The following is a 22,498-nucleotide window of genomic DNA, read 5'->3' as shown; positions in this document are numbered from 1 at the left end:
AGTCCCAGATCAGGGCTGCCGCTCGGGGCTTCGTTTCCGATACGCTGGTGGGCCAAGAGGAGGAGGTCCACCGATGCCAGATCCAGTGGTCCCGCAGCCGGGCGGTCAGAAGACCCCGGAGCAGCGGCTGGTCGACACCACGCTGACCTTCAGCATGGACATGGGCGCGGCGCTCACCGCCGAGTCCGGTGTCTCGACCGAAGAACGTGAAGCCGTCAACGCCCTGCCCTCCGGCTCGGCGTTGCTCGTGGTCCGTCGCGGCCCCAACGTGGGTGCGCGGTTCCTCCTCGACTCCGACGTCACGACGGCCGGTCGACACCCCGACGCCGACATCTTCCTCGACGACGTCACCGTGTCGCGCAAGCACGCGCAGTTCCTGCGCCACGGCACGAGCTTCAGCGTCAAGGACAACGGCTCCCTGAACGGCACGTACTTCGACGGTGTCCGCATCGACGAAGCGCTGCTCACCGACGGGGCCGAGGTCCAGGTCGGCAAGTTCCGCCTGACGTTCTACGCATCTCGGGTCGACCTGGCGCGCCTGGCGAACGCGTAGTGGCCGCACGGTCCGCTGCGGCCCGGGCGGGGTCCGCGGCACCGGACCTGCTCACCATCGGGCAGGTCCTCGCTCGCCTCAAGCCCGAGTTCCCGGACCTGTCGAGCTCCAAGCTGCGGTTCCTCGAAGAGCGCGAGCTCGTCACCCCGATACGCACGGCCAGTGGGTACCGCAAGTTCTCCGCTGCCGACCTCGAGCGGCTCCGGGTGATCCTCGGACTGCAGCGTGACCACTACCTGCCGCTCAAGGTCATCAAGGAGTACCTCGCCGACCTCGATGCCGGACGCGAACCCGTTCTGCCCGGCGGAGGAGACGCCCCGAAGCCGTCGATCCTCGGCCGCGAACGCCGGTACACCCGCGACGAGACGGTCCGGGCAGCCGGCGCCTCACCGATGCTCCTCGCCGACGCGGTCTCTGCTTCGCTGCTGCCGGCCACCGACACCTACGGCGACGACGGCGTCTCCGTACTGAAGGCCCTGGTCGAACTGCAGCGAACGGGCATCGAGCCACGACACCTCCGCACGCTGCGCAGTACCGCCGAGCGCGAGGTCGGTCTCATCGAGTCCGCCCTCATGCCGGTCTCCCGCCGGGGTGACGCGACCTCTCGCGCGAAGGCCACGGAGCTCGCGCGTGAGATCGCCGGGCACCTCGAGATCATCCGGACGAACCTCATCCGCCAGGCCATCGGTCGTCTCGACGCATGACGCCGTCCGGTGCTCCGACAGGGCTTGTGTGTCAGTGGCCGAGGCGTATCCTCGACACGCCGGACGCGCCGGGTCGGATGTCCCGCGCGGGAGCGGTCGGAGTCGCTACCGTGGACCTCGGAACAACTCTCAACCCGTCGTTGAAGCTTCGGGTGGGAGCTCGATCGTCGTGGAAGGCAAGCTCATGAGTGGGAACGACACCCCTGGCACCGAGTCTGATGTGACCCGGTACGACCTCGGGCTGCTCTTCACCGATGGTCTGCCCGAGCACGACGAGCAGAACGGCTACCGCGGCACCGTCGCCGCACGGGCAGCCGGCATCTCCTACCGACAGCTCGACTACTGGGCCCGCACCGAGCTCGTGCAGCCGACGATCCGCGGGGCCGCCGGCTCCGGATCGCAGCGCCTGTACGGGTTCCGCGACATCCTCGTGCTCAAGCTCGTGAAGCGCCTGCTCGATACCGGCATCTCGCTGCAGCAGATCCGCACCGCGGTCAACCAGCTCCGTGAGTCCGGAGTGTCCGACCTGGCGCAGACCACGCTGATGTCCGACGGCGCCTCGGTGTACCTGTGCACCTCCGACGACGAGGTCATCGACCTCGTGTCCCGCGGCCAGGGTGTCTTCGGCATCGCGGTCGGCAAGGTCCTGCGCGAGGTCGAGAGCTCCCTGGTCGAGCTCGACGCCACCGCGGCGGCCGACCCCTCCGACGAGCTCGCCGCTCGTCGCGCTTCCCGCGCTTCCTGACCGTTCGGGTTCCGGCCGAGTGGTCGCGAACCGTCGTGTGCGCGTCGCCGAGGGGTCACGAACTGTCGCCTGCGACGCTGCCTGCCGACAGTTGGCGACCGCTCGGCGGACGTGGGCGGTGTGTCGTGTCCGCTGGGCGAGCCGGGGTCGGGCGTGTCTGCCGGAGCCGGGGCGGGCCTCCCGGCAGTCGGCGCGTGGTCACGAAACGTCGTGTGCGCGTCGCCGAGGTGTCACGAACTGTCGCCTGCGGGGCTGCCGGCCGACAGTTGGTGACCGCTCGGCGGACGTGAGCGGTGTGTCGTGACCGCTGGCCGAGCCGGGGTCGGGCGTGTCCGCCGGGGCCGGTATGGGCCTCCCGGCAGTCTGCGCGTGGTCACGAACCGCCGTGTGCGCGTCGCCGAGGTGTCACGAACTGTCGGCTGCGACGCTGCCGGCCGACTGTTCGTGACACCTCGCCGGACGCGAGCGGCATGTCACGCGACCGCGACCGCGATCACGACCGCGCCGCGGCCGACGTGAGCACCGACCTACGCAGCGCCACCCTCGGCGTACGGACCGATCTTCCCGGTGCGCATGATGCGCTCGAGCAGCTGATCGAAGTTCTTCGCCATCTCCTGCGCGGACTCGCCGGGCCAGACGTGCAGCGGCTTCGCGGCACCCTGCGCCTGCTGCAGCGACGTGCGCTCCGGCAGCTGTGGCGAGAGCACGAGCGGGCCGAACATGTCCCGGAGCTCCTTGATGCGGAACTGGTGCTCGAGCGACTGCACCCGGGCACGGTTCACGATGATGCCGAGGGGCTGCAGGCGCGGGGAGAGTCCGCGGCGGATCTCCTCGATGGCGCGCAGCGCACGGTCGGCGGCGGCGACGGAGAACAGGCCGGGCTCGGTGACGACGGTGACGCGGTCGGACGCGGCCCACGCGGTGCGGGTCAGGGCGTTCAGCGACGGCGCACAGTCGATGAGGACGAGTTCGTAGTCCTGCTCGACGTTGGCCAGGGCCTCTTCGAGCTTCCAGATGTCGCGGATCGACGGGTGCGGCCCGTCGAAGTTGATGGCGGAGGGCGACCCGACCATGACGTCGATCTTGCCCTGCGACCCCTTCGTCCAGCCCGAGGGGGCGATCGCCTGACGGACGATCTTCTCCTTCGGGTTCTCGAGGACGTCGGCGACGTTGAGGTGGCCGGCGAGGTTGATGTCGAGGCCCGTGGAGACGTCGGACTGCGGGTCCAGATCCACCACCAGCGTGCGCAGTCCCTTGGCGAACGCGGCCGAGGTCAGGCCGAGCGTCACCGTCGTCTTGCCGACACCACCCTTGAGGGAGCTCACGCTGAGTACATGCACGTTGAGCAACGTTACCGCCACTAGGGTTGTCTCACCTCAACCCGGGCTGAAAGGGACGTCGTGTTCACGAAGATCCTCGTTGCGAACCGTGGCGAGATCGCCATCCGCGCGTTCCGTGCCGCCTACGAGTTGGGGGCCCGTACGGTGGCCGTCTACCCGTACGAAGACCGGAACTCCCTGCACCGGCTCAAGGCCGACGAGGCCTACCTGATCGGGGAGCGGGGCCACCCGGTCCGTGCGTACCTGAACGTCTCCGAGATCATCCGCGTCGCCCGCGAGTCGGGGGCCGACGCGATCTACCCGGGGTACGGGTTCCTGTCCGAGAACCCCGAGCTCGCCGCGGCAGCAGCCGCGAACGGCATCACCTTCATCGGTCCGGGCGAGCACGTGCTCGAGATGGCCGGCAACAAGGTCACCGCGAAGGAGCACGCGATCGCAGCCGGCGTCCCGGTCCTCGCGAGCACCCCGGCGAGCCGCGACATCGACGAACTGATCGCCGGCGCCGACGCGATCGGGTTCCCGGTCTTCGCCAAGGCCGTCGCCGGTGGTGGTGGCCGAGGCATGCGTCGGGTGGAGACGAAGCCCGAGCTGCGCGATGCCCTCGAAGCAGCCATGCGCGAGGCCGACAGTGCGTTCGGCGACCCGACGATGTTCCTCGAGCAGGCCGTCATCCGTCCGCGCCACATCGAGGTGCAGATCCTCGCCGACGCGACCGGCACCGACGCGGGCACGATCCACCTGTTCGAGCGGGACTGCTCGGTCCAGCGGCGCAACCAGAAGGTCGTCGAGATCGCTCCGGCGCCGAACCTCGACCCCGCGGTCGCGCAGGCACTGCACCGTGATGCCGTGGCCTTCGCCCGGTCGATCGGGTACGTGAACGCCGGCACCGTGGAGTTCCTGCTCGACACCGAGGGCGAACGCGAGGGGCAGCACGTCTTCATCGAGATGAACCCGCGCATCCAGGTCGAGCACACGGTCACCGAAGAGGTCACCGACGTCGACCTGGTGCAGTCGCAGATGCGCATCGCGGCGGGGGAGACCCTCGCCGACCTCGGCCTGTCGCAGGACACCGTCGCCGTGCACGGCGCCGCGCTGCAGACCCGCATCACGACCGAGGACCCGACGCAGGGCTTCCGTCCGGACACCGGCCGGATCAGCACCTACCGCAGCCCCGGCGGCGCCGGCGTCCGGCTCGACGGCGGCACGGTCGCCACCGGCGCGCAGATCAGCCCGCACTTCGACTCGATGCTCGCGAAGATGACGTGCCGCGGCCGGGACTTCCCGGCGGCGGTGTCCCGGGCCAAGCGCGCCCTCGCCGAGTTCCGCATCCGCGGCGTCAGCACGAACATCCCGTTCCTGCAGGCCGTGCTCGAGGACCCGGACTTCGCCCGCGGTGACGTCTCGACGAAGTTCATCGAGGAACGCCCGCAGCTCTTCGGCGGCCACGTCTCGAAGGACCGCGGCACGAAGGTGCTCACCTGGCTCGCCGACGTCACGGTGAACAAGCCGAACGGGGAGCGGTCGCCGCTGGTCACCGACCCGGCCGACAAGCTCCCGGCCACCGACCTGACGGCGCCGGTGCCCGAGGGACAGCGCGACCGCCTGCTGGCGATGGGTCCGGCCGAGTGGTCGAAGGCCCTGCGCGCCCAGACGGCCCTCGCGGTGACCGAGACGACGATGCGGGACGCCCACCAGTCGCTCCTCGCGACCCGGGTCCGCACGAAGGACCTCGTCGCCGTCGCACCGCACGTCGCGCGGCTCACCCCGCAGCTGCTCAGCGTCGAAGCCTGGGGAGGTGCCACGTACGACGTGGCACTCCGGTTCCTCGGGGAAGACCCCTGGGAGCGCCTGTCCTCGCTGCGCGAAGCGATGCCGAACATCCCGATCCAGATGCTGCTGCGCGGCCGCAACACGGTCGGGTACACCCCCTACCCGACCGAGGTCACCGACGCCTTCGTCGACGAGGCGGCCCGGTCCGGCGTCGACGTCTTCCGCGTGTTCGACGCGCTGAACGACGTCAGCCAGCTGCGTCCAGCTCTGGAGGCCGTGCTCGCGACCGGCACGGCCGTCGCCGAGGCGGCGCTCTGCTACACCGCCGACCTCCTCGACCCCGCCGAGGACCTCTACACGCTCGACTACTACCTCCGCCTGGCGGAGCAGATGGTCGAGGCCGGCGCGCACGTCATCGGCATCAAGGACATGGCGGGGCTCCTCCGTGCCGGTGCGGCTGAGAAGCTCGTCACCGCGCTGCGCGAGCGCTTCGACCAACCGGTGCACGTGCACACCCACGACACCGCGGGCGGCCAGCTCGCGACCCTGCTCGCCGCCTCGCGTGCCGGGGCCGACGCCGTCGACGTGGCCGCAGCACCCATGGCCGGCACGACCAGCCAGCCGAGCATGTCCGCCCTGGTCGCCGCCCTGGCCCACACCGAGCGGGACACCGGTCTGTCGCTCGACGCCGTCGGTGACCTCGAGCCGTACTGGGAGTCGGTCCGTCGCGTGTACGCCCCGTTCGAGTCCGGGCTCGCCGGTCCGACCGGGCGTGTCTACAAGCACGAGATCCCCGGCGGTCAGCTGTCGAACCTCCGGCAGCAGGCGATCGCCCTCGGCCTCGGTGACCGGTTCGAGCAGGTCGAGGACTGGTACGCCGAGGCGAACCGGATCCTCGGGCGCCCGACCAAGGTCACGCCGTCGTCGAAGGTCGTCGGTGACCTCGCACTGCAGCTCGCCGCGGTCGGTGCCGACCCGGTCGACTTCGAGCAGAACCCCGACAAGTACGACATCCCGGACTCCGTGGTCGGGTTCATGGCCGGCGAACTGGGCGACCTGCCCGGCGGCTGGCCCGAGCCGTTCCGCTCGAAGGTCCTGGCCGGGCGCGACGTCCGACTCGAGATCACCCCGGTGCCCGCCGACGAGCGCGCGCACCTCGAGACCCCCGGGCCGGAGCGCCAGCAGGCCCTCAACCGCCTGCTCTTCCCGCAGCCGACGCAGCAGTTCCAACGCGTGCGGGAGCAGTACGGCGACCTGTCCGTCGTCCCGACCGTCGACTACCTGTACGGGCTGCGCCCCGGGCAGGAGCACAGCGTCCCGCTCGGCAAGGGCGTCGACCTGTTCGTCGGGCTCGAGGCGATCGGCGAGGTGGACGCGAAGGGCATCCGTACGGTCATGGCGACGATGAACGGGCAGCTCCGCCCGGTCGCCGTCCGCGACCGTTCGGTCGAGGTCGAGACGAAGGCGGCCGAGAAGGCCGACGCGTCCGACCCCAAGCACGTGGCCGCGCCGTTCTCCGGCGTGGTGACGCTCAAGGTCGCCGTCGGTGACGTCGTCGAGGCCGGTACGCCGGTGGCGAGCATCGAGGCGATGAAGATGGAAGCGGCCATCACGGCGCCCGTGTCGGGCACCGTCGGCCGACTCGCGATCCCGGTGACCCAGCAGGTGGACGCCGGCGACCTCCTGGTGGTGCTGCAGTAAATTGACCGTTCGTCCCATCCGCCTGTTCGGCGACCCCGTCCTCCGTTCGCCGGCCGACCCGATCCGCCCCGAACTGCTCGGGAGCCCCGGGGTCCGTGACCTCGTGCAGGACCTCATCGACACCGTCAAGGAACCCGGACGTGCCGGGGTGGCCGCGCCCCAGATCGGCGTCGGACTCCGTGCGTTCTCGTACAACGTGGACGGTGAGGTCGGCTACGTCCTCAACCCCGAGATCGTCGAGGTCTCCGGGGAGCCCGAGCTCATGGAAGAGGGCTGCCTCTCCGTCCCGGGGCTCGGCTACCCGACGCGTCGCTCCCCGTACGCGAAGGTGCGGGGTGTCGACGTCGACGGCGACGAGGTCGTCCTCGAGGGCACCGGCCTGATGGCCGAGGCGCTCCAGCACGAGTGCGACCACCTCGACGGCACCGTCTACGTGATGACGCTCGACCCCGAGGTCCGCCGTCAGGCACTGCGCGACATCCGTGCGCAGGACTGGTTCCACTGAGCGCTTGCACAGTCCCGCGTTCGCCGGCTGTGAACTGTGGTGTGACACCCCCACGGGGGATTGTCGCTTTGTCCTGACGAGGGGGTACCGTGCTGCTGTCGGCCTCCCACCGACGACCATCCCATCCCCCCAGGACTCCCGCATGACCAGTCAGAACGACGAGCTCAGCTCGCACCGCACCCGCACCAACCGTCGACCGGCCGAGACCACCGTCACGACCGGTTCGACCGCCGTCCTCGACGCCCCCGCGACGGAGCAGTCGCAGGAGGCCTGAGCCCCGCAGGCGCCCCCGGCGCCCGCTGAACGGCCTGGAGGCCCGGATCACGTCCGTCGGACGTGATCCGGGCCTCCAGGCCGTTGCGTGCACACCCGCGCGTACCTGGCGGAATCGGGCGTACCTGGTCGGAAGAATCGACCCGGTACGCCCGAATCGACCAGGTACGCCCGGGGCTGGTCGCTCAGTGGGGCGGCCGCGCGCGGACCTGGCGGAATCGGGCGTGCCTGGTCGGAAGAATCGACCAGGTACGCCCGGAACGGCCTGGTACGCCCGAATCGACCGGTACGCCCGAATCGACCCGGTACGACCGGAGCTGGTCGCTCAGCGGGGCGTCTGCGCTCCTACCTTGCGGAATCGGGCGTACCTAGTGAGAAGAAACGACCCGGTACGCCCGAAACGATCAGGTACGCCCGAAGCTGCCAGCCCGCACGCGCAGCGATCGCCTGGAGGCCCGGCGCCAGTCCGGGGGACCGGCGCCGGGCCTCCAGGCGGTTGCGTCCACGACCGCGCGCACCTTGTGCAATCGGGCGTAACTGGTCGAAAGATGTGACCCGGTACGCCCGAAACGACCCGGTACGCCCGGGGCTGCTCGCTCAGCGGGGAGGCCCGGCGCGTACCTGGCGGAATCGGGCGTACCTGGTCGAAAGAACCGTCCCGGTACGCCCGAAACGACCAGGTACGCCCGAAGCTGCCAGCCCCCACGCGGGGCGACCGCCTGGAGGCCCGGCGTCAGCCCGGCGGACCGACGCGGGGCCTCCAGGCGGTTGCGTCCACTACCGCGTGCACCTTGTGCAATCGGGCGTACCGTGCCGAAAGGAACGACCGGTACGCCCGGCGGGCGCTACGAGCGGTTGCGGCGCCGACCCTCGATCACCGGGGTCGCCGTCGTCTGCACCTTCGACCCGGAGTAGATGTGGTCGATGTCGGCGGCGAAGTCCTTGAGGATCACCGACCGCTTGATCGTGAGCTTCGGCGTGAGGTGCCCGGAGGCCTCGGTCAGGTCCGTGTCGAGGATCGTGAACGACCGGACCGACTCGGCGCGGGAGACCCGGCCGTTGGCGGCGTCGATGGCCTCCTGGACGGCGGAGAGCACACGCTCGTCGTAGGCGGCCTCGTGCCCGCTCAGCGCCGGGGTGATCCCGCGGGACTCGCACCAGCCGGGGAGCATCTCGCGGTCGAGCGTCACGAGGGCTGCGACGAACGGCTTGCCCTCGCCGACGACCACGACCTGGCCGATGAGCGGGTGCTCGCGGATGCCGTCCTCGAGCGGTGCCGGTGCGACGTTCTTGCCGCTCGCGGTGACGATGAGCTCCTTGGCGCGGCCGGTGACCGTGAGGACCCCGTCGGCGTCGATCCGGCCGAGGTCGCCGGTGCGGAACCAGCCGTCGGCGAAGGCGTGCTCGGTCGCCTCGTCGTTCCGCCAGTACCGGTCGAAGACGTCGACGCCGCGGATCAGGATCTCGCCGTCGTCGGCGATCCGGACCTCGATGCCGGGCAGCGCCCGCCCGACCGTCCCGATGCGGAGTTCCCGGGCACGGTTGACGGTGGCGGGGGCGGTGGTCTCGGTCAGGCCGTAGCCCTCGAGGATGAGCACCCCGATCGAGCGGAAGAAGTGCGAGAGCCGTGGGGAGAGGGGTGCCGAACCGCTCACGGCGTACTCGACCCGGCCGCCGAGGGCGTCGCGGAGCTTGGCGTACACGAGCCGGTCGAACAGCTTGAACTTCAGCCCGAGCAGGAACGGCACCCTGCCGGCTGCGATGGCCTCGGAGTGGGCGACCGCGGTGTCGGCTGCCGCCCGGAAGATCCTGCCCTTGCCACCGAGGTCGGCCTTCTGCTCGGCGGAGTTGTAGATCTTCTCGAACACCCGGGGGACTGCGAGCAGGAACGTCGGCTTGAAGGTCGACACCGCCCGCATCAGGTCCTTCGTGTCCGGCTCGTGGCCGACGAGGACACCGGCGGACACCGACATCGCGGCGATGAACCGGGCGAAGACGTGGGCGAGCGGGATGAACAGCAGGGTCGAGGCGCCGTCGGCGACGACCTCGGGCATCGCTTCGCTCGCGCCCTCCACCGTGGCGGTGAAGTTGTCGTGCCGCAGGACGCAGCCCTTCGGTCGACCGGTGCTGCCCGAGGTGTAGATGATCGTGGCGTCGTCGTGGCCGTGCACGTTCGCGGTCCGGGCGTCGAGCTCGTCGTCGGTGACGTCCTCGCCGAGCCGCGTCAGGTCGTCGAGGCCGCCGCCGTCGATCGTCCAGTGCTGGCCCAGGGACGGCAGGTCGGGTGCGATGGAGGCGACGCGGCGCGCGTGCTCCTCCTGCTCGACGACGATCGCGACGGACTCGGAGTCGGACAGGATCCAGCGCACCTGGTCGGGGGAGCTCGTCTCGTACACGGGCACGGACACCAGGCCGGCTGTCCACACGGCGAAGTCGACCAGGGTCCACTCCAGACGGGTGCGGGACAGGATCGCGACGTGGGCGCCCGGTTCGAGCCCGGCGGCGACGAAGCCCTTCGCGATGCCGCGCACCCGGGCGAGCGTCTCCGCCGCGGTGAAGGTGGTCCAGGTGTCGCCGTGGCGCTGGGCGAGGATCGGACGGTCGGGCGTCAGGCGGACGCGGTCGCCGAGGAGCCGCGCTGCCGAGCCGTGGTCCGGGGCGACGGGACCTGCGCTGGGCGGTGTGACGTGCCTCCCGGCCGACGGCGTGGTCCCGGTGGCGGCGCTGCCAGCGGTGGACGTGTCGGTGGAGGCGCTGCTGCGTGCAGGACGCTGATCGTTCACGGTGACTCCCTTGTCTGCCGGTTCGACTCGAGTGCGCCTCAACACCGAGGCGACACGGCCAGCATAGGACGCGTCACCGGGCGTTCCGTGACTTCGCGGCGAACCGGTAGGCTCGTTGCTCGTGCACGCCATCGGAATCGACATCGGGGGCACCAAGATCGCGGGTGCGGTCGTGACGGAACTGGGCGAGATCGTCGCCGAGGACCGCGTGGCCACCAACGCTGCGGACCCGAACGCCATGCTCGACGACGTCGTCTCGATGGTCGAGCGACTCAGCTCGCTCCACCAGGTCGGCGCCGTGGGGGTCGCTGCCCCCGGGTTCATCGACGCCTCGCAGTCGATCGTCTACTACACGCCGAACATCCGGTGGCGGAACGAACCGCTCCGGCAGAAGCTGCAGCAGCGCCTCGGCGACCTGCACATCACGGTGGACAACGACGCGAACGCCGCCGGCTGGGCCGAGTTCCGGTTCGGTGCCGGTCGACTCGTGTCCGACATGACCATGCTGACCATCGGCACGGGCGTCGGTGGGGCCATCGTGACCGAGGACCGTCTGTTCCGCGGGGGCTTCGGCACCGGCGGTGAGATCGGCCACCTGCGCATCGTCCCGAACGGGCTGCCCTGCGGCTGCGGCGCCCGCGGCTGCATCGAGCAGTACGGCTCGGGTCGCGCCCTGCAGCGCATGGCGAACGACGTCGCCGACGCCGGCGGCATCGGTTCGGCACTGGCCGACGCCCGCGCCGACAACGGCGGCCAGCTCGACGGCAAGATCGTCGGCGACCTGATCCTGGCCGACGACCCGGGTGCCCTCGCGGCGCTCCGTCGGCTCGGTCGGCACCTCGGCGAGGCGTGCGCGTCGCTGTCCGCGGTGCTCGACCCGCAGCTCTTCGTGTTCGGCGGCGGCGTCGCCAGCGCGGGGGACCGGCTGCTCGACCCGATCAAGCAGGCGTACCTCAACAACCTGCCGGCCCGCGGGTACCACCCCGAGCCGGACTTCGTGATCGCCGAACTCGTCAACGACGCCGGCGTCGTCGGTGCCGCCGACCTCGCCCGCATCCACGCCCGCACGGCGTAGGGTCGGCGCGCGCACACGCACACACGAACGACCGCCCACCCCCTGGCCGTGCACCACCCGGACCTTCTCACCACCTGGAGTCGTCGATGACCTACTGGCTGCTGAAGAACTTCGTGCTCGGCCCGCTCATCCTCACCCTGTTCCGGCCGTGGGTCGTCGGGCGTGAGCACGTCCCGACCTCGGGCCCGGTCATCTTCGCGTCGAACCACATCTCGTTCATCGACTCGGTGATCCTGCCGGCGGTGCTCGACCGTCGACTCTCGTTCCTGGCGAAGAGCGACTACTTCACCGGCCGCGGGTTGAAGGGCTGGGCGACGAAGACGTTCTTCAACGCCATCGGCCAGCTGCCGATCGACCGCTCCGGCGGCAAGGCGTCCGAGGCATCGCTGCGCACCGGCCTGCAGGTCCTGGCGCGCGGTGAGCAGCTCGGCATCTACCCCGAGGGCACCCGCAGCCCCGACGGCAAGCTCTACCGTGGCCGCACCGGCATCGCCCGGATGATCCTCGAGGGGCGCGTGCTCGTCGTCCCCGTGGCCATGGTCGGCACGCGCGAGGTGCAGCAGATCGGGCAGCGCTTCCCGAAGATCAAGCGCGTCGGGGTCGTGTTCGGCAAGCCGCTCGACTTCTCGCGGTTCCAGGGGTTCGAGACGGACCGCTTCATCCTGCGCAGCGTCACGGACGAGGTCATGCACGAGCTCGCCGGCCTGAGCCGTCAGGAGTACGTGGACGTCTACGCCACCAGCGTGAAGGAGCGGGCGAGCTCCGCGCGCGAGGCTGTCATGCGGGAACGGAAGTCGACGCCTGCACGTTAGGCTCTGATGGTCCCGGCACCCCGCCAGGACGCCCATCGACGACGCGCGGCCCGGTGCCGGTCAGCGTCGTCGGGCCGCCCGCACAGAACACCGAGGTAACGCCCTTGCCCGAGTCGACCGACTTCGTCGCCCTGCAGGATCCGGACGTCATCGAGGGGCTCGACTATTGGCGGACGCTCCCGATCAAGCAGCAGCCGACCTGGCCGGACGCAGCCGCGGCCGAGGCCGCTTCGGCCGAGATCGCCACGCTCCCGCCGCTCGTGTTCGCGGGCGAGGTCGACAAGCTGCGTGAGCGGCTCGCCGCCGCCGCCCAGGGCAAGGCCTTCCTGCTGCAGGGCGGTGACTGCGCCGAGACCTTCGCCGGTGCCACCGCCGACTCCATCCGCGACCGGGTCAAGACGATCCTGCAGATGGCCGTCGTGCTGACCTACGGTGCCTCGATGCCCGTCATCAAGATGGGGCGCATGGCCGGGCAGTTCGCCAAGCCCCGCTCGAGCGACTTCGAGACCCGCGGCGACGTCACGCTGCCCGCCTACCGCGGCGACATCGTGAACGGCTACGACTTCACGCCGGAGAGCCGGACGGCCGACCCGCGCCGCCTGGTGCAGGGGTACCACACCGCTGCTTCGACGCTGAACCTCGTCCGGGCCTTCACGCAGGGGGGCTTCGCCGACCTGCGCCAGGTGCACTCGTGGAACAAGGGCTTCGCCTCGAACCCCGCGAACGCCCGCTACGAGCACCTCGCCAAGGAGATCGACCGCGCGATCCGCTTCATGGACGCCTGCGGTGCCGACTTCGAGGCGCTCAAGCACGTCGAGTTCTACGCCTCGCACGAGGGGCTGCTGATGGACTACGAGCGCCCGATGACCCGCATCGACTCGCGCTCCGGCCTGGCGTACGACACGTCCGGTCACTTCATCTGGATCGGTGAGCGCACGCGCGACATCGACGGCGCCCACGTGGACTTCCTGTCGCGGGTGCGCAACCCGATCGGTGTGAAGCTCGGCCCGACGACGAGCGTCGACGACATGAAGGCGCTCGTCGACAAGCTCGACCCGAACCGCGAGCCGGGTCGCCTGACCTTCATCACGCGGATGGGTGCGGGCAAGATCCGCGACGAGCTGCCCAAGCTGCTCGAGGCGATCAAGGGCATGGACGCCAACCCGCTGTGGGTCACCGACCCGATGCACGGCAACGGCCTGACCACGCCGACGGGCTACAAGACCCGCCGGTTCGACGACGTCGTGGACGAGGTCCTCGGCTTCTTCGAGGCCCACCGCCAGGTCGGGACGTACCCGGGGGGCATGCACGTCGAGCTCACCGGTGACGACGTCACCGAGTGCCTCGGCGGCTCGGAGCACATCGACGAGGCAACCCTCGCGACCCGCTACGAGTCGCTGTGCGACCCACGCCTGAACCACATGCAGTCCCTCGAGCTCGCCTTCCTGGTGGCCGAGGAACTCGGCGCGCACCAGCCCGACCGCTCGTAACGCAGGAACCGTTTCGTCAAAGCGACAGAACCCCGCGGCATGTCCGCGGGGTTCTGTCGCTTTCGCGTGTCGGACGGGAGGCCCGTGACGGCGCCGCCACGGGCCTTCCGTCCGTCCTGGGGTCGCGTCCAGGGCCGAGGGTGCGGTGTCCGCACCTACTGGTCGTAGGACAGGGTGATCGTGTCGCCGCGGTAGACCGTGGCGCCGGCCCCCGGGTCGGTGCCGGTGACGGGTAGCTTCGACTTCCAGTCGTAGAAGCCGCAGAGGATGTTCGTGCAGTCGGGTACGGACACCTTGAGTCCGAGGTCCTCGAGGGTCTTCGTCGCCTCGTTGATCGTGGGCCGCTCCGCACCGAGGTCCGGCACGGTGATCGGCGTCGGACCCTTCGACACGACGACGTCCACCGCCGACCCGCGCACGGCGGGGGAGTCCTGCACGGCGGCGGAGACGATCTGGCCCGAGGGCACGGTGTCGCTGTACTCCTCGGTGCGGGCGCCGAGGATCAGGCCGACCTCGTCGAGTGCGGCGGAGGCCTCGTCGACCGTCTTGCCGACGACGTCGGGGACCGGCCCGAGCGAGACGGTCAGGGTGACCGGCCCGGTCTCGCCGTAGGCCTGCACGGTCGTGAGGTCGAGGGCCTTGCCGCCGGACGCCCGACCGGTCGCCGCGACCACGGTGTCCTTCGGGGCGTCGGCGGAGAACTCGTACCGGTCGTCCTGCAGCTCGAAGTCGTCGTCGAGCGCGGCCGTCACGGTGGAGAGCGGCTGGCCGACGATCGCCGGCAGCGGGATCATCCGGGGGCCGTTCGACACGACGATCTGCACCGCTGTGCCCCTCTGAACCTCGCGCTCCGCGGCCGGCTTCGTCGTGGAGACCTGCCCCTTCGCGACGACGGCGTCGAACCGTGTCCCGGTCTTCGACGCCGCCTGCAGGCCCTGTGCTTCGAGCAGCTGCCGGGCCTGCGAGACCGACTTGCCCGTGACTTCCGGGATCCGCACGTTGCCACCCGGCCCCGGGCCGAAGTACCAGCCGAAGCCGGCTCCGATCAACGCGAGCACGACGACCACGGACAGCAGGATCCAGCCGCGCTTCCGACGCTTCGCCGACTGGTCGGCGAGGCGCTGTCCGGCGGGGGAGAGCACGCCCGGCTGTGCCCCGGTGCGACGGGGGCCCGGGGCGTTGCCGCGCGCACGGGCGGGCGCTCGACCGCGGTCGCCGGTGTCCCGGTCGCCGGACCGGTCGATGATGGCGGTCTCGTCCGCTCCTGCGGCTCCTGCAGCCCCCACCGAGGCGGCGGCCGCTGCGGCGCCGAGCGTGCCGGCGCCACCGGAGGGCAGGATCGCTGTCCCGTTCTCGGGGCGCAGCACGGCCGTGCGGTACTGCCCGGTCGCGCGCTGCTGGTTGCCCGACATGTGGTCGAGCATCTCGCGGGCGTCGCGGGGGCGGTCCTCGGGGTCACGTGCGGTCGACCAGGCGACCAGCTCGTCGAGTTCCGGCGGCACCCCGGACACGGCGGCACTCGGTGCCGGCACGGAGTCGTTGGCGTGCTGGTAGGCGATCTGCATCGGCTGTTCGCCCTTGTAGGGCTGCTCGCCGGTGAGCATCTCGTAGAGCATGATGCCGAGCGCGTAGATGTCGCTGCGCGAGTCGGCGGCGCCGCGGGTCACGAGCTCGGGGGACAGGTAGGCGATCGTGCCGAGGAGTGCTGCGCCGGTCGCCGTGTTCGCGGTCGTGGCGCGGGCCAGGCCGAAGTCGCCGAGCTTGATGCGGCCGTCGTCGGCGAGCAGGACGTTCTCGGGCTTCAGGTCGCGGTGCACGATCCCGGCGCGGTGGGCCGAGGCGAGGCCGGCCAGCACGGCGCGCAGGATGTCCGTCGCCTGCTCGGGCGTCAGGGCGTGGTGCTCCTGCAGCAGGTCCCGCAGCGTGATACCCGGGATGTACTCCATGACGATGTAGGCGATCTCGCCCTCGGCGCCCTGGTCGTAGACGCCCACCAGGTTCGGGTGCGACAGCCGTGCGGCCGAACGGGCCTCCTGGATGAAGCGCTCACGGAACGCCTGGTCGTCGGCCAGGTGCCCGTGCATGATCTTGATCGCGACGCGTCGCTCGAGGCGCACGTCGGTCGCGAGGTAGACGGTCGCCATGCCCCCGCGCGCGATGCGGGAGCGGACGCGGTACCGCTGATCGATCATGCGACCGATCATCGGGTCCGTGGCGGCGTTGGTGGTCATCGGCGGCATTCTACGAATCGAGACCGCACTCGGACGCACCGGCGCACCGGCCGTGACCCAATCTCGATCTTCCGGATGAGGCTCAGAGGGTCGCCAGCCAGCCCTCGGCAGCGCTCGCCCAGGTGGCGTAGGCCTTCGGGTAGGCGGAGAGCTGCACGGCCTGGGCCGCGTCGGTGATGCTCATCGAGGACCAGCCGGGCACGTCGAGCAGCCCGCGGGTCTTGCCGGCGTTCGGGTTGTTCCGCCCGCCGAAGAACAGCGCGGTGGCGTGCGCCGGGTCCTGCAGCTTCGCCGCGCTGCCCCAGCCCTGGCTCGGACGCTGCTGGAACAGGCCGACCGAGTCGCGGTCGCCGTGCGGCAGGTTCCGGAGGCTCGACTCCTGCATCGCGGCGGCGAGGGCCACGACGATGCCGCGGTCCGGGACGCCGAGCGATCGACCCACGGCGACGATGGTCGCGGCGTTCTGGCGCTGCTCGGCGCTCAGGCCGACGGCACCGCTGACCGCAGCACTCGCGGCGACCGCGGGCGCGGCGGTGGCGTTCGACGACGGGATGACGAGCGTCTTGCCGGCGTAGATCGTGCTCGTGTACGACAGGCCGTTCGCCGACAGGAGCGACTTGACCGAGACGTGGTGCGCGGCGGCGATCGAGGCCACGGTGTCGCCGGCGCTGATCTTCACGCTCGACTTGGTCGACGGGGCCGAGGCGGTGGAGACCGACGGCGTCGACGACGAGCCGTGCGGCACCCGCAGCGTCTGCCCGGGGTAGATGACGCTGCGCTGCGACAGCTGGTTCGCGCTGAGGAGCGCCGTGGTCGACACGCCGACGCGGGACGCGATGCCGGAGACCGTGTCGCCGTGCTTCACGTGGTAGCTCGAGGTGTCCGAGCCGGAGCCGCCGGTCGACCCGGAGGTCCGCACCGCCGCGGTGGTGACGGCGGGCGTCGATGCCAGGTGGAGGGTCTGCCCGGGGTGGATGATCGTGTTCCAGCCGAGGCCGTTGCGCACGAGGATCTCCTGCGCCGACAGGCCGAAGCGGGCGGCGATGCCCGAGACCGTGTCGCCGTGGTGGACGGTGTATGTGGTGGGGGCCTTCGTGGTCGCGGCGACGGTCCGTACGACGGTCTGCGACGGCCGGGCGACGGCGGTGCCGAACACCGGGCGGTCGGTCACGGCGCGGTCCTGGTCGACGTGGCGCTTGTGGTTCGCGTCGGCGTCGTCGTGCCGGGGCTCGGCGTGCGCGACCGGGCCGGTGAGGCCTGCGGTCACGGCGATGGTGCCCGCGAGGACGATGGGCATGGTGGCGAACCGGGCGGATCGTGCGCGCCGGGCGACTTCGTCTGCAGCGTGGTCCACGGGTTTCTCCTGATCTCGACTGAGCCGTGCGCACGCATGCGCGCACTCACAGGTGCCACAACGCTGGCATGGCCTGATTCCCAAGTCAACCAGAGAGTCAGATGGGGTGGATGTGACGAATGTGACGAACGAGGCGGATTCACTCCGGCGGTCACTCTGGCACCATGGGCGTGTGAGTGCCGCACCCGTCGACGACCTGTCCCTCTCCGAACGCTGGCTGACCGTCCCCGAGCTGGTGGACATGTTCAGCACCAGTCCCGGACGGATCCACCGACTCTTCGAGCAGAAGACCCTGCTCGCAGCCCGCGTCGGCGGTGTGCTGCGCGTGCCCGTCGAGTTCCTCGAGGACGGCGAGCCCATGCCCGAACTCCGCGGGACGCTGATCGTGCTCGGCGACAACGGCTTCACCGACGACGAGGCCGTGCGCTGGATGCTCACCGTCGACGACGCGATGGGCACCACGCCGATCGCGGCGCTGCGCGCCGGTCGCAAGGCCGAGGTGCGTCGCATCGCCCAGTCGCTGCTCTAGACGCGTTCCGGACAGACGGGAGGCCCGTGGCGGTGTCGCCACGGGCCTCCCGTCTGTACCGGGGTCGCGTCTAGGACGACCGGCGGCTGACCGTGTCGGCCAGCGACGCGAGCTGCTCGCGTGCCGACGGCGTCAGCGGCGAGGCGTCCAGCGCCGCCTTGGCGCGCTGGACGTGCCGCTCGATCGACCGCTCCACGGCGGCGACGGCACCGGACTCGGTGAGGGTCGCGCGGAGCATCTGCACCTGCTCCTCGTCGAGGTCGGGGTCGCCGAGGAGCTCGTCCAGGAGCTGCCGCGGGCCGCTCGCCAGCGTCTTGCGCGCCGAGGCGATGAGGACGGTGCGCTTGCCCTCGCGCAGGTCGTCGCCGGCCGGCTTGCCGGTGACCTCGGGGTCACCGAAGACGCCGAGCATGTCGTCGCGGAGCTGGTACGCCACGCCGAGGGGGAGACCGAAGGCACGGAGGCCCTCGAGCTGGGAGTCGCTCGCGCCGGCGACCAGGGCACCGATGACCAGCGGGGCCTCGATCGAGTACTTCGCCGACTTGAAGACGATGACGCGCTGGGCGCGGAGCAGGTGCTCGGACTCGTCGATGACGGGCCAGGCGGTCTCCTCGTGCACGTCGAGGTACTGCCCCGCCGTGACGTCGAGGCGCATCGCGTGGAACTCCTGGCGGACGATGCGGGCCCGCACCGGGTCGAGGAGCGCGAGGCCCTCGTCGAAGACCGAGTCGCTCAGCGAGAGCAGCAGGTCGCCGAGGAGCAGCGCGGAGTTCGTGCCGTACTGCCCGCGGTCGCCGACGAAGCCGGACTCCTCGTGCAGGGACTCGAAGCGGCGGTGCGCGGCGGGACGCCCACGACGGGTGTCCGAGCGGTCCATGATGTCGTCGTGCACCAGGGCCGCGGCGTGGAAGACCTCGAGTGCTGCGGCGACCGTGACGACGGCCTCGGCGGTGGTCTGTCGGGACCCCTCGGCCAGCGGGTCGAACGAGCCCGAACGGCCCGCCACCGACTGCCATCCCCAGTAGCAGAACAGCGCCCGGAAGCGCTTGCCGCCGGACAACAGGTCTCGGGCGTACCGGTCGAACGGCGCGAGGTCGGGGCTGATCGCGAGGAGCCGTTCACGCTGCTCGTCGAGTGCCCGGTCGATACGCGCCGATACGAGGTCCACTAATCGCGTACTCTCAGCCACGATCCCTACCCTAGTGGAGTGGTCGAGGCATAGAATCGGTCCACTCAACCCGCGTTTTTCAACCCCGCGTCGATCCCAGGAACAGAGGGAACCAAGATGCCGCTCTCGGAACAGGAGCAGCGCCTTCTCGAAGAGATGGAGCGCAGCCTCTACCAGAACGATTCCGATTTCGTGGCGCGTGTCACACGTCGACAGGGTCGTCCGACGTACACAGCCATCACGCTCGGGGTCCTCGGCGCACTCGCCGGGGTCGCCATCGTCATCGTCGGCCTGGTGATCAAGGCGCCGCTGCTCGGCATCCTCGGCTTCGTCGTGATGCTCGCCGGTGTCCTGTTCGCACTGCGCCCGGGCATGCGTGCCCCGAAGGCGAAGCCCGCTCGGCCGGGCAAGCCCGCGTCCGGTGGGTCGGCGCGTCCGTCCGCCGGTGGCGGCGGGTCCTTCATGGACCGGATGAACGAGCGCTGGGACAAGCGCAACGACCAGAGTCAGTAGCTGACGGGGGTCAGCAGGACTCCCTCCACACTCCTCCACGGGGTCGGCCTTCGGGTCGGCCCCGTTTCGTGTTTCCGGGGGCTGTGGGTCGGGCGGGCCGGGGTCGTGCCGGCGCGAGTGGTCACGACATGCCGCGTGCTGGCCGCCGAGGTCGCACGAACTGTCGGCTGGGGCCCGCGCGAGCGACGGTTCGTGACCACTCGGCGTCGCGGTGGCGGGACGTCGTGACCGTGCGCTGACCGGCGGCCGGGCGTGGTGGAGCCGACCGTGCGCCCGCGTGCGCTCCGCGGCGATGGTGGGACGGGCCTCCAGGCCGGGGTGGCCGGGCGGAGCGCCGCCGGTGTGTGTGCGAGTGGTCACGACATGCCGCGCGGCGGATGCCGAGGGCGCAGGAACTGTCGGCTGGGGCCCGCGCGAGCGACAGTTCGTGCCCGCTCGGCGTCGAGTGCCCGCGGCGCGCCCCGAGGCGCTCCACCGGCTGCGAAAGTCCTCCACTTTCCTCCACGCCTGCTCCGGCGCTCGCGAACCGCATAGATCCGGGCATCCGCGGTCATCCCGGCTGGGTGCATTCCGGCTCCGATGCCCCCAGTAGGGGTGTCGCGGGCGGAAAAGGGAGCGGATTCCTGGTCGAGGGGAGGGGAGTGGAGTAAAGTGGGGCTCGCAACGGTCCGGTGGAGCGGAGGGGAGGCCCGACGTGCTGCTCGGTACTCATGCCCCGAAGCTCGACGAGAAGGGTCGCGTGATCCTCCCCGCCAAGTTCCGGGACGAACTGTCCGGCGGGCTCGTGATGACCCGCGGCCAGGAACGCTGCGTCGTGGTCTTCAGCGCCCGGACGTTCGAGGAACTCCACGAGCGCATCCGGACCGCCCCGATGACGTCGAAGCGCACCAGGGACTACATGCGTCTGTTCCTCTCGGGGGCCAGCGCCGAACAGCCCGACAAGCAGAACCGCGTGACGATCCCGCAGAACCTCCGCGAGTACGCGGGGCTCGAGCGGGACCTCACGGTCATCGGCAGCGGTGACCGTGCCGAGATCTGGTCCACCCCCGCGTGGGAGGCCTACTACGCCGAAGCCGAAGAGGCATTCGCCGACAACGACGAGGAGGTGATCCCGGGGATCTTCTGATCCGCGGATCGGGACTCCCAGCCGTGAAGCCCTGACGCCACTTCCCCGGTGTCAGGTCGCATGGATGGGGATCCGGACCCACGGCCCAGGAGACGAGGGGCTGCACATGGCCGACAACGACAACGAGACGCCACGCTTCCCGCACACGCCGGTGATGCTCCAGCGCATCGTCGACCTCTTCACGCCGACGCTCGAGGGACCGGGCAAGGTCGTCGTCGACGCCACGCTCGGCATGGGCGGCCACTCCGAGGGCCTGCTCGAGCGGTTCCCGGAGCTGACGCTCATCGGACTCGACCGCGACACCGACGCACTCGGCATCGCGGGGGAGCGCCTGGCCCGCTTCGGCGACCGCGTCCGCCTCGTGCACACGGTGTACGACGGCATCGTCGACGCGATCGAGGGCGAGGGCTTCACGAAGGTCGACGGTGTGCTGTTCGACCTCGGCGTGAGCTCGCTGCAGCTCGACCGGGCCGAGCGCGGGTTCGCGTACAGCCAGGACGCACCGCTCGACATGCGCATGGACCGGACCGAGGGGCAGACCGCCGCCGACGTCCTGGCCACCTACGACGAGGGCGAACTCCGCCGCATCTTCCAGCGCTACGGCGAGGAGAAGCTCGCCGGCCGCTACGCCCGAGCGATCGTCGAACGGCGGGCGACGAAGCCGTTCGAGATGTCCGGCGACCTGGTCCAGGTGCTGCACGACGCGACCCCGGTCGCCATCCAGCGCCAGGGGCACCCGGCCAAGCGGGTCTTCCAGGCGCTCCGCATCGAGGTCAACGCCGAACTCAGCGTGCTCGAGCGGGCGATCCCGGCGGCGCTCGACGCCATCGCGGTCGGCGGCCGGATCGTCGTCGAGTCGTACCAGTCCCTCGAGGACCGCATCGTCAAGCGGGCCCTGGTGGAGCGCACGAAGTCGAGCGCCCCCGCCGGCCTGCCGGTGGAGCTGCCCGAGCACGCCCCGACCTTCTCCCTGATCGTCAAGGGCGCCGAGCTGGCCGACGAAGCCGAACGCGCCGCCAACCCCCGAGCAACCCCCGTGCGCCTGCGCGCGGCCGAGCGGATCCGGAACTGACATGAGCACGAACCTCGCACTCGTCGACCCTGCGGTCGTCCCGTCGCGGGCCCCGCGCCCCGACCGTCAGCACCGCCCCGAGCTGGTCGAGGTCACCCCGACCGCGGCCCAGCGCCGGGCACGCCCCCGCATCGGGTACGCCGTGGTGGCCGTCGCCGCGCTCGGGATCCTGCTGCTGGCCCAGCTCGGCATCAGCATGGTGCTCAGCCAGGGCGCCTACACGCTCAACTCGCTGTCGGCCGAGCAGACGAACCTGTCCCGCACGCAGCAGTCGCTGTCCGAGCAGCTCCGGGTCCTCGACTCGCCGCAGAACCTGGCCCGCAACGCGCAGTCGCTCGGCATGATCGCCAACTCGACGCCCGTGTACCTCGACCCGAAGACCGGTCGGGTGTACGGCACGCCGACGCCGGCGAAGCCCGACGAGGCCACGGCGTCCACCGAGAACCAGGTGCCGAACTCGCTGCTGAACGACGTCCCGCTGGCCACGAAGCCGGGGGACACCTCCACCAGCAAGGAGACGGGCACGACGAGCACGACGGACACGTCGGGCACGTCGAGCACGAAGGACTCGTCGGGCGCCACGGGAACCACCGACAGCACCGCCACGTCTGAGAAGACGAGCGGCGCCAGCGCGTCGGACCAGGGGACGGCGAAGTCGTCCGTAGAGTCCGACGCGAACCCGCTCCAGGCGCCCTCCACCCGGTGACCGGCGGGTCCGCCGCACCCTCAGCACCGCCCGGGAAGGACCGCACCG

Annotated in this window: 19 protein-coding genes; 14 read left to right on the top strand and 5 right to left on the bottom strand. The window is 70.8% G+C overall.

Annotated features, from left to right (window positions below; all coding sequences use genetic code 11):
• Positions 1-73: 73 nt before the first annotated feature.
• The 3 genes from DEJ21_RS15455 (at position 74) to DEJ21_RS15445 (ending at position 2,002) form a co-directional block, all read left to right on the top strand.
• Complete coding sequence (locus tag DEJ21_RS15455) at positions 74-553, top strand: FHA domain-containing protein (RefSeq protein ID WP_051596676.1); 480 nt, start codon at positions 74-76, stop codon at positions 551-553.
• Positions 553-1,257: a MerR family transcriptional regulator gene (locus DEJ21_RS15450; protein WP_111225177.1), complete on the top strand. Its 705-nt coding sequence runs from the start codon at positions 553-555 to the stop codon at positions 1,255-1,257. The genes DEJ21_RS15455 and DEJ21_RS15450 overlap by 1 nt, the downstream gene beginning before the upstream one ends.
• A gap of 184 nt (positions 1,258-1,441) precedes the next feature.
• Positions 1,442-2,002 (top strand): MerR family transcriptional regulator, encoded by a 561-nt coding sequence (locus tag DEJ21_RS15445; protein ID WP_027465231.1) that lies wholly within the window; start codon positions 1,442-1,444, stop codon positions 2,000-2,002.
• Positions 2,003-2,529: 527 nt separating this feature from the next.
• Here DEJ21_RS15445 and DEJ21_RS15440 read toward each other — a convergent pair.
• Positions 2,530-3,342 carry a ParA family protein gene (locus tag DEJ21_RS15440; protein ID WP_027465232.1) on the bottom strand — a complete coding sequence of 271 codons (813 nt, stop codon included), beginning with the start codon at positions 3,340-3,342 and terminating at the stop codon, positions 2,530-2,532.
• Between the two features lie 60 nt (positions 3,343-3,402).
• Here DEJ21_RS15440 and DEJ21_RS15435 point away from each other — a divergent pair, with 60 nt between their 5' ends.
• From DEJ21_RS15435 to DEJ21_RS18645, 3 genes are all read left to right on the top strand, one after another.
• Positions 3,403-6,813 (top strand): pyruvate carboxylase, encoded by a 3,411-nt coding sequence (locus DEJ21_RS15435; protein WP_111225176.1) that lies wholly within the window; start codon positions 3,403-3,405, stop codon positions 6,811-6,813.
• A gap of 1 nt (position 6,814) precedes the next feature.
• Positions 6,815-7,318 carry a peptide deformylase gene (locus tag DEJ21_RS15430; protein ID WP_111225175.1) on the top strand — a complete coding sequence of 168 codons (504 nt, stop codon included), beginning with the start codon at positions 6,815-6,817 and terminating at the stop codon, positions 7,316-7,318.
• Positions 7,319-7,460: 142 nt separating this feature from the next.
• Positions 7,461-7,592, top strand: a complete 132-nt coding sequence (locus DEJ21_RS18645) for a hypothetical protein (protein ID WP_258366694.1) — start codon at positions 7,461-7,463, stop codon at positions 7,590-7,592.
• An 844-nt stretch (positions 7,593-8,436) separates the two neighbouring features.
• Here DEJ21_RS18645 and DEJ21_RS15425 read toward each other — a convergent pair.
• Entirely contained in the window at positions 8,437-10,374 is a 1,938-nt protein-coding gene (locus DEJ21_RS15425; protein ID WP_111225174.1) for a long-chain fatty acid--CoA ligase, read from the bottom strand.
• A gap of 121 nt (positions 10,375-10,495) precedes the next feature.
• Between DEJ21_RS15425 and DEJ21_RS15420 the strand changes: the two genes are divergently transcribed.
• The 3 genes from DEJ21_RS15420 to DEJ21_RS15410 all read left to right on the top strand — a co-directional run bounded on the left by DEJ21_RS15420 (position 10,496) and on the right by DEJ21_RS15410 (position 13,751).
• The gene (locus DEJ21_RS15420) at positions 10,496-11,449 is read left to right on the top strand and encodes an ROK family glucokinase (protein ID WP_017886608.1); all 954 of its coding nucleotides are present in this window, start codon (positions 10,496-10,498) and stop codon (positions 11,447-11,449) included.
• An 86-nt stretch (positions 11,450-11,535) separates the two neighbouring features.
• Complete coding sequence (locus DEJ21_RS15415) at positions 11,536-12,261, top strand: 1-acyl-sn-glycerol-3-phosphate acyltransferase (RefSeq protein WP_071405408.1); 726 nt, start codon at positions 11,536-11,538, stop codon at positions 12,259-12,261.
• 104 nt (positions 12,262-12,365) lie between these two features.
• Positions 12,366-13,751 (top strand): class II 3-deoxy-7-phosphoheptulonate synthase, encoded by a 1,386-nt coding sequence (locus tag DEJ21_RS15410; RefSeq protein ID WP_110864693.1) that lies wholly within the window; start codon positions 12,366-12,368, stop codon positions 13,749-13,751.
• 155 nt (positions 13,752-13,906) lie between these two features.
• Here the strand turns inward: DEJ21_RS15410 and pknB are convergent, their stop codons facing one another.
• Positions 13,907-15,982, bottom strand: a complete 2,076-nt coding sequence (gene pknB / locus DEJ21_RS15405) for a Stk1 family PASTA domain-containing Ser/Thr kinase (protein WP_111225184.1) — start codon at positions 15,980-15,982, stop codon at positions 13,907-13,909.
• A gap of 82 nt (positions 15,983-16,064) precedes the next feature.
• On the bottom strand, positions 16,065-17,336 hold the full coding sequence (locus DEJ21_RS15400) for a LysM peptidoglycan-binding domain-containing protein (RefSeq protein ID WP_258372482.1): 1,272 nt from the start codon (positions 17,334-17,336) through the stop codon (positions 16,065-16,067).
• Between the two features lie 172 nt (positions 17,337-17,508).
• On the opposite strand from DEJ21_RS15400, the gene DEJ21_RS15395 reads away from it, so the two are divergent.
• Positions 17,509-17,865 carry an Rv2175c family DNA-binding protein gene (locus DEJ21_RS15395; RefSeq protein WP_171907813.1) on the top strand — a complete coding sequence of 119 codons (357 nt, stop codon included), beginning with the start codon at positions 17,509-17,511 and terminating at the stop codon, positions 17,863-17,865.
• Positions 17,866-17,935: 70 nt separating this feature from the next.
• On the opposite strand, the gene DEJ21_RS15390 is transcribed toward DEJ21_RS15395, so the two are convergent.
• Positions 17,936-19,054 (bottom strand): polyprenyl synthetase family protein, encoded by a 1,119-nt coding sequence (locus tag DEJ21_RS15390; RefSeq protein WP_071405410.1) that lies wholly within the window; start codon positions 19,052-19,054, stop codon positions 17,936-17,938.
• 96 nt (positions 19,055-19,150) lie between these two features.
• Here DEJ21_RS15390 and DEJ21_RS15385 point away from each other — a divergent pair, with 96 nt between their 5' ends.
• From DEJ21_RS15385 to DEJ21_RS15370, 4 genes are all read left to right on the top strand, one after another.
• Complete coding sequence (locus DEJ21_RS15385; protein WP_110864614.1) at positions 19,151-19,546, top strand: DUF3040 domain-containing protein; 396 nt, start codon at positions 19,151-19,153, stop codon at positions 19,544-19,546.
• Between the two features lie 694 nt (positions 19,547-20,240).
• Complete coding sequence (gene mraZ, locus DEJ21_RS15380) at positions 20,241-20,672, top strand: division/cell wall cluster transcriptional repressor MraZ (protein WP_017886616.1); 432 nt, start codon at positions 20,241-20,243, stop codon at positions 20,670-20,672.
• Between the two features lie 106 nt (positions 20,673-20,778).
• Positions 20,779-21,744, top strand: coding sequence for a 16S rRNA (cytosine(1402)-N(4))-methyltransferase RsmH (rsmH, locus tag DEJ21_RS15375; protein ID WP_071405412.1), 966 nt, complete (start codon positions 20,779-20,781; stop codon positions 21,742-21,744).
• Between the two features lies 1 nt (position 21,745).
• Positions 21,746-22,450, top strand: a complete 705-nt coding sequence (locus DEJ21_RS15370) for a hypothetical protein (RefSeq protein ID WP_111225173.1) — start codon at positions 21,746-21,748, stop codon at positions 22,448-22,450.
• Positions 22,451-22,498: the final 48 nt, after the last annotated feature.

This window comes from Curtobacterium sp. MCSS17_006, from assembly GCF_003234215.1.
GTDB lineage: Bacteria > Actinomycetota > Actinomycetes > Actinomycetales > Microbacteriaceae > Curtobacterium > Curtobacterium flaccumfaciens.
This window is presented reverse-complemented; position numbering and strand designations above follow the sequence as displayed.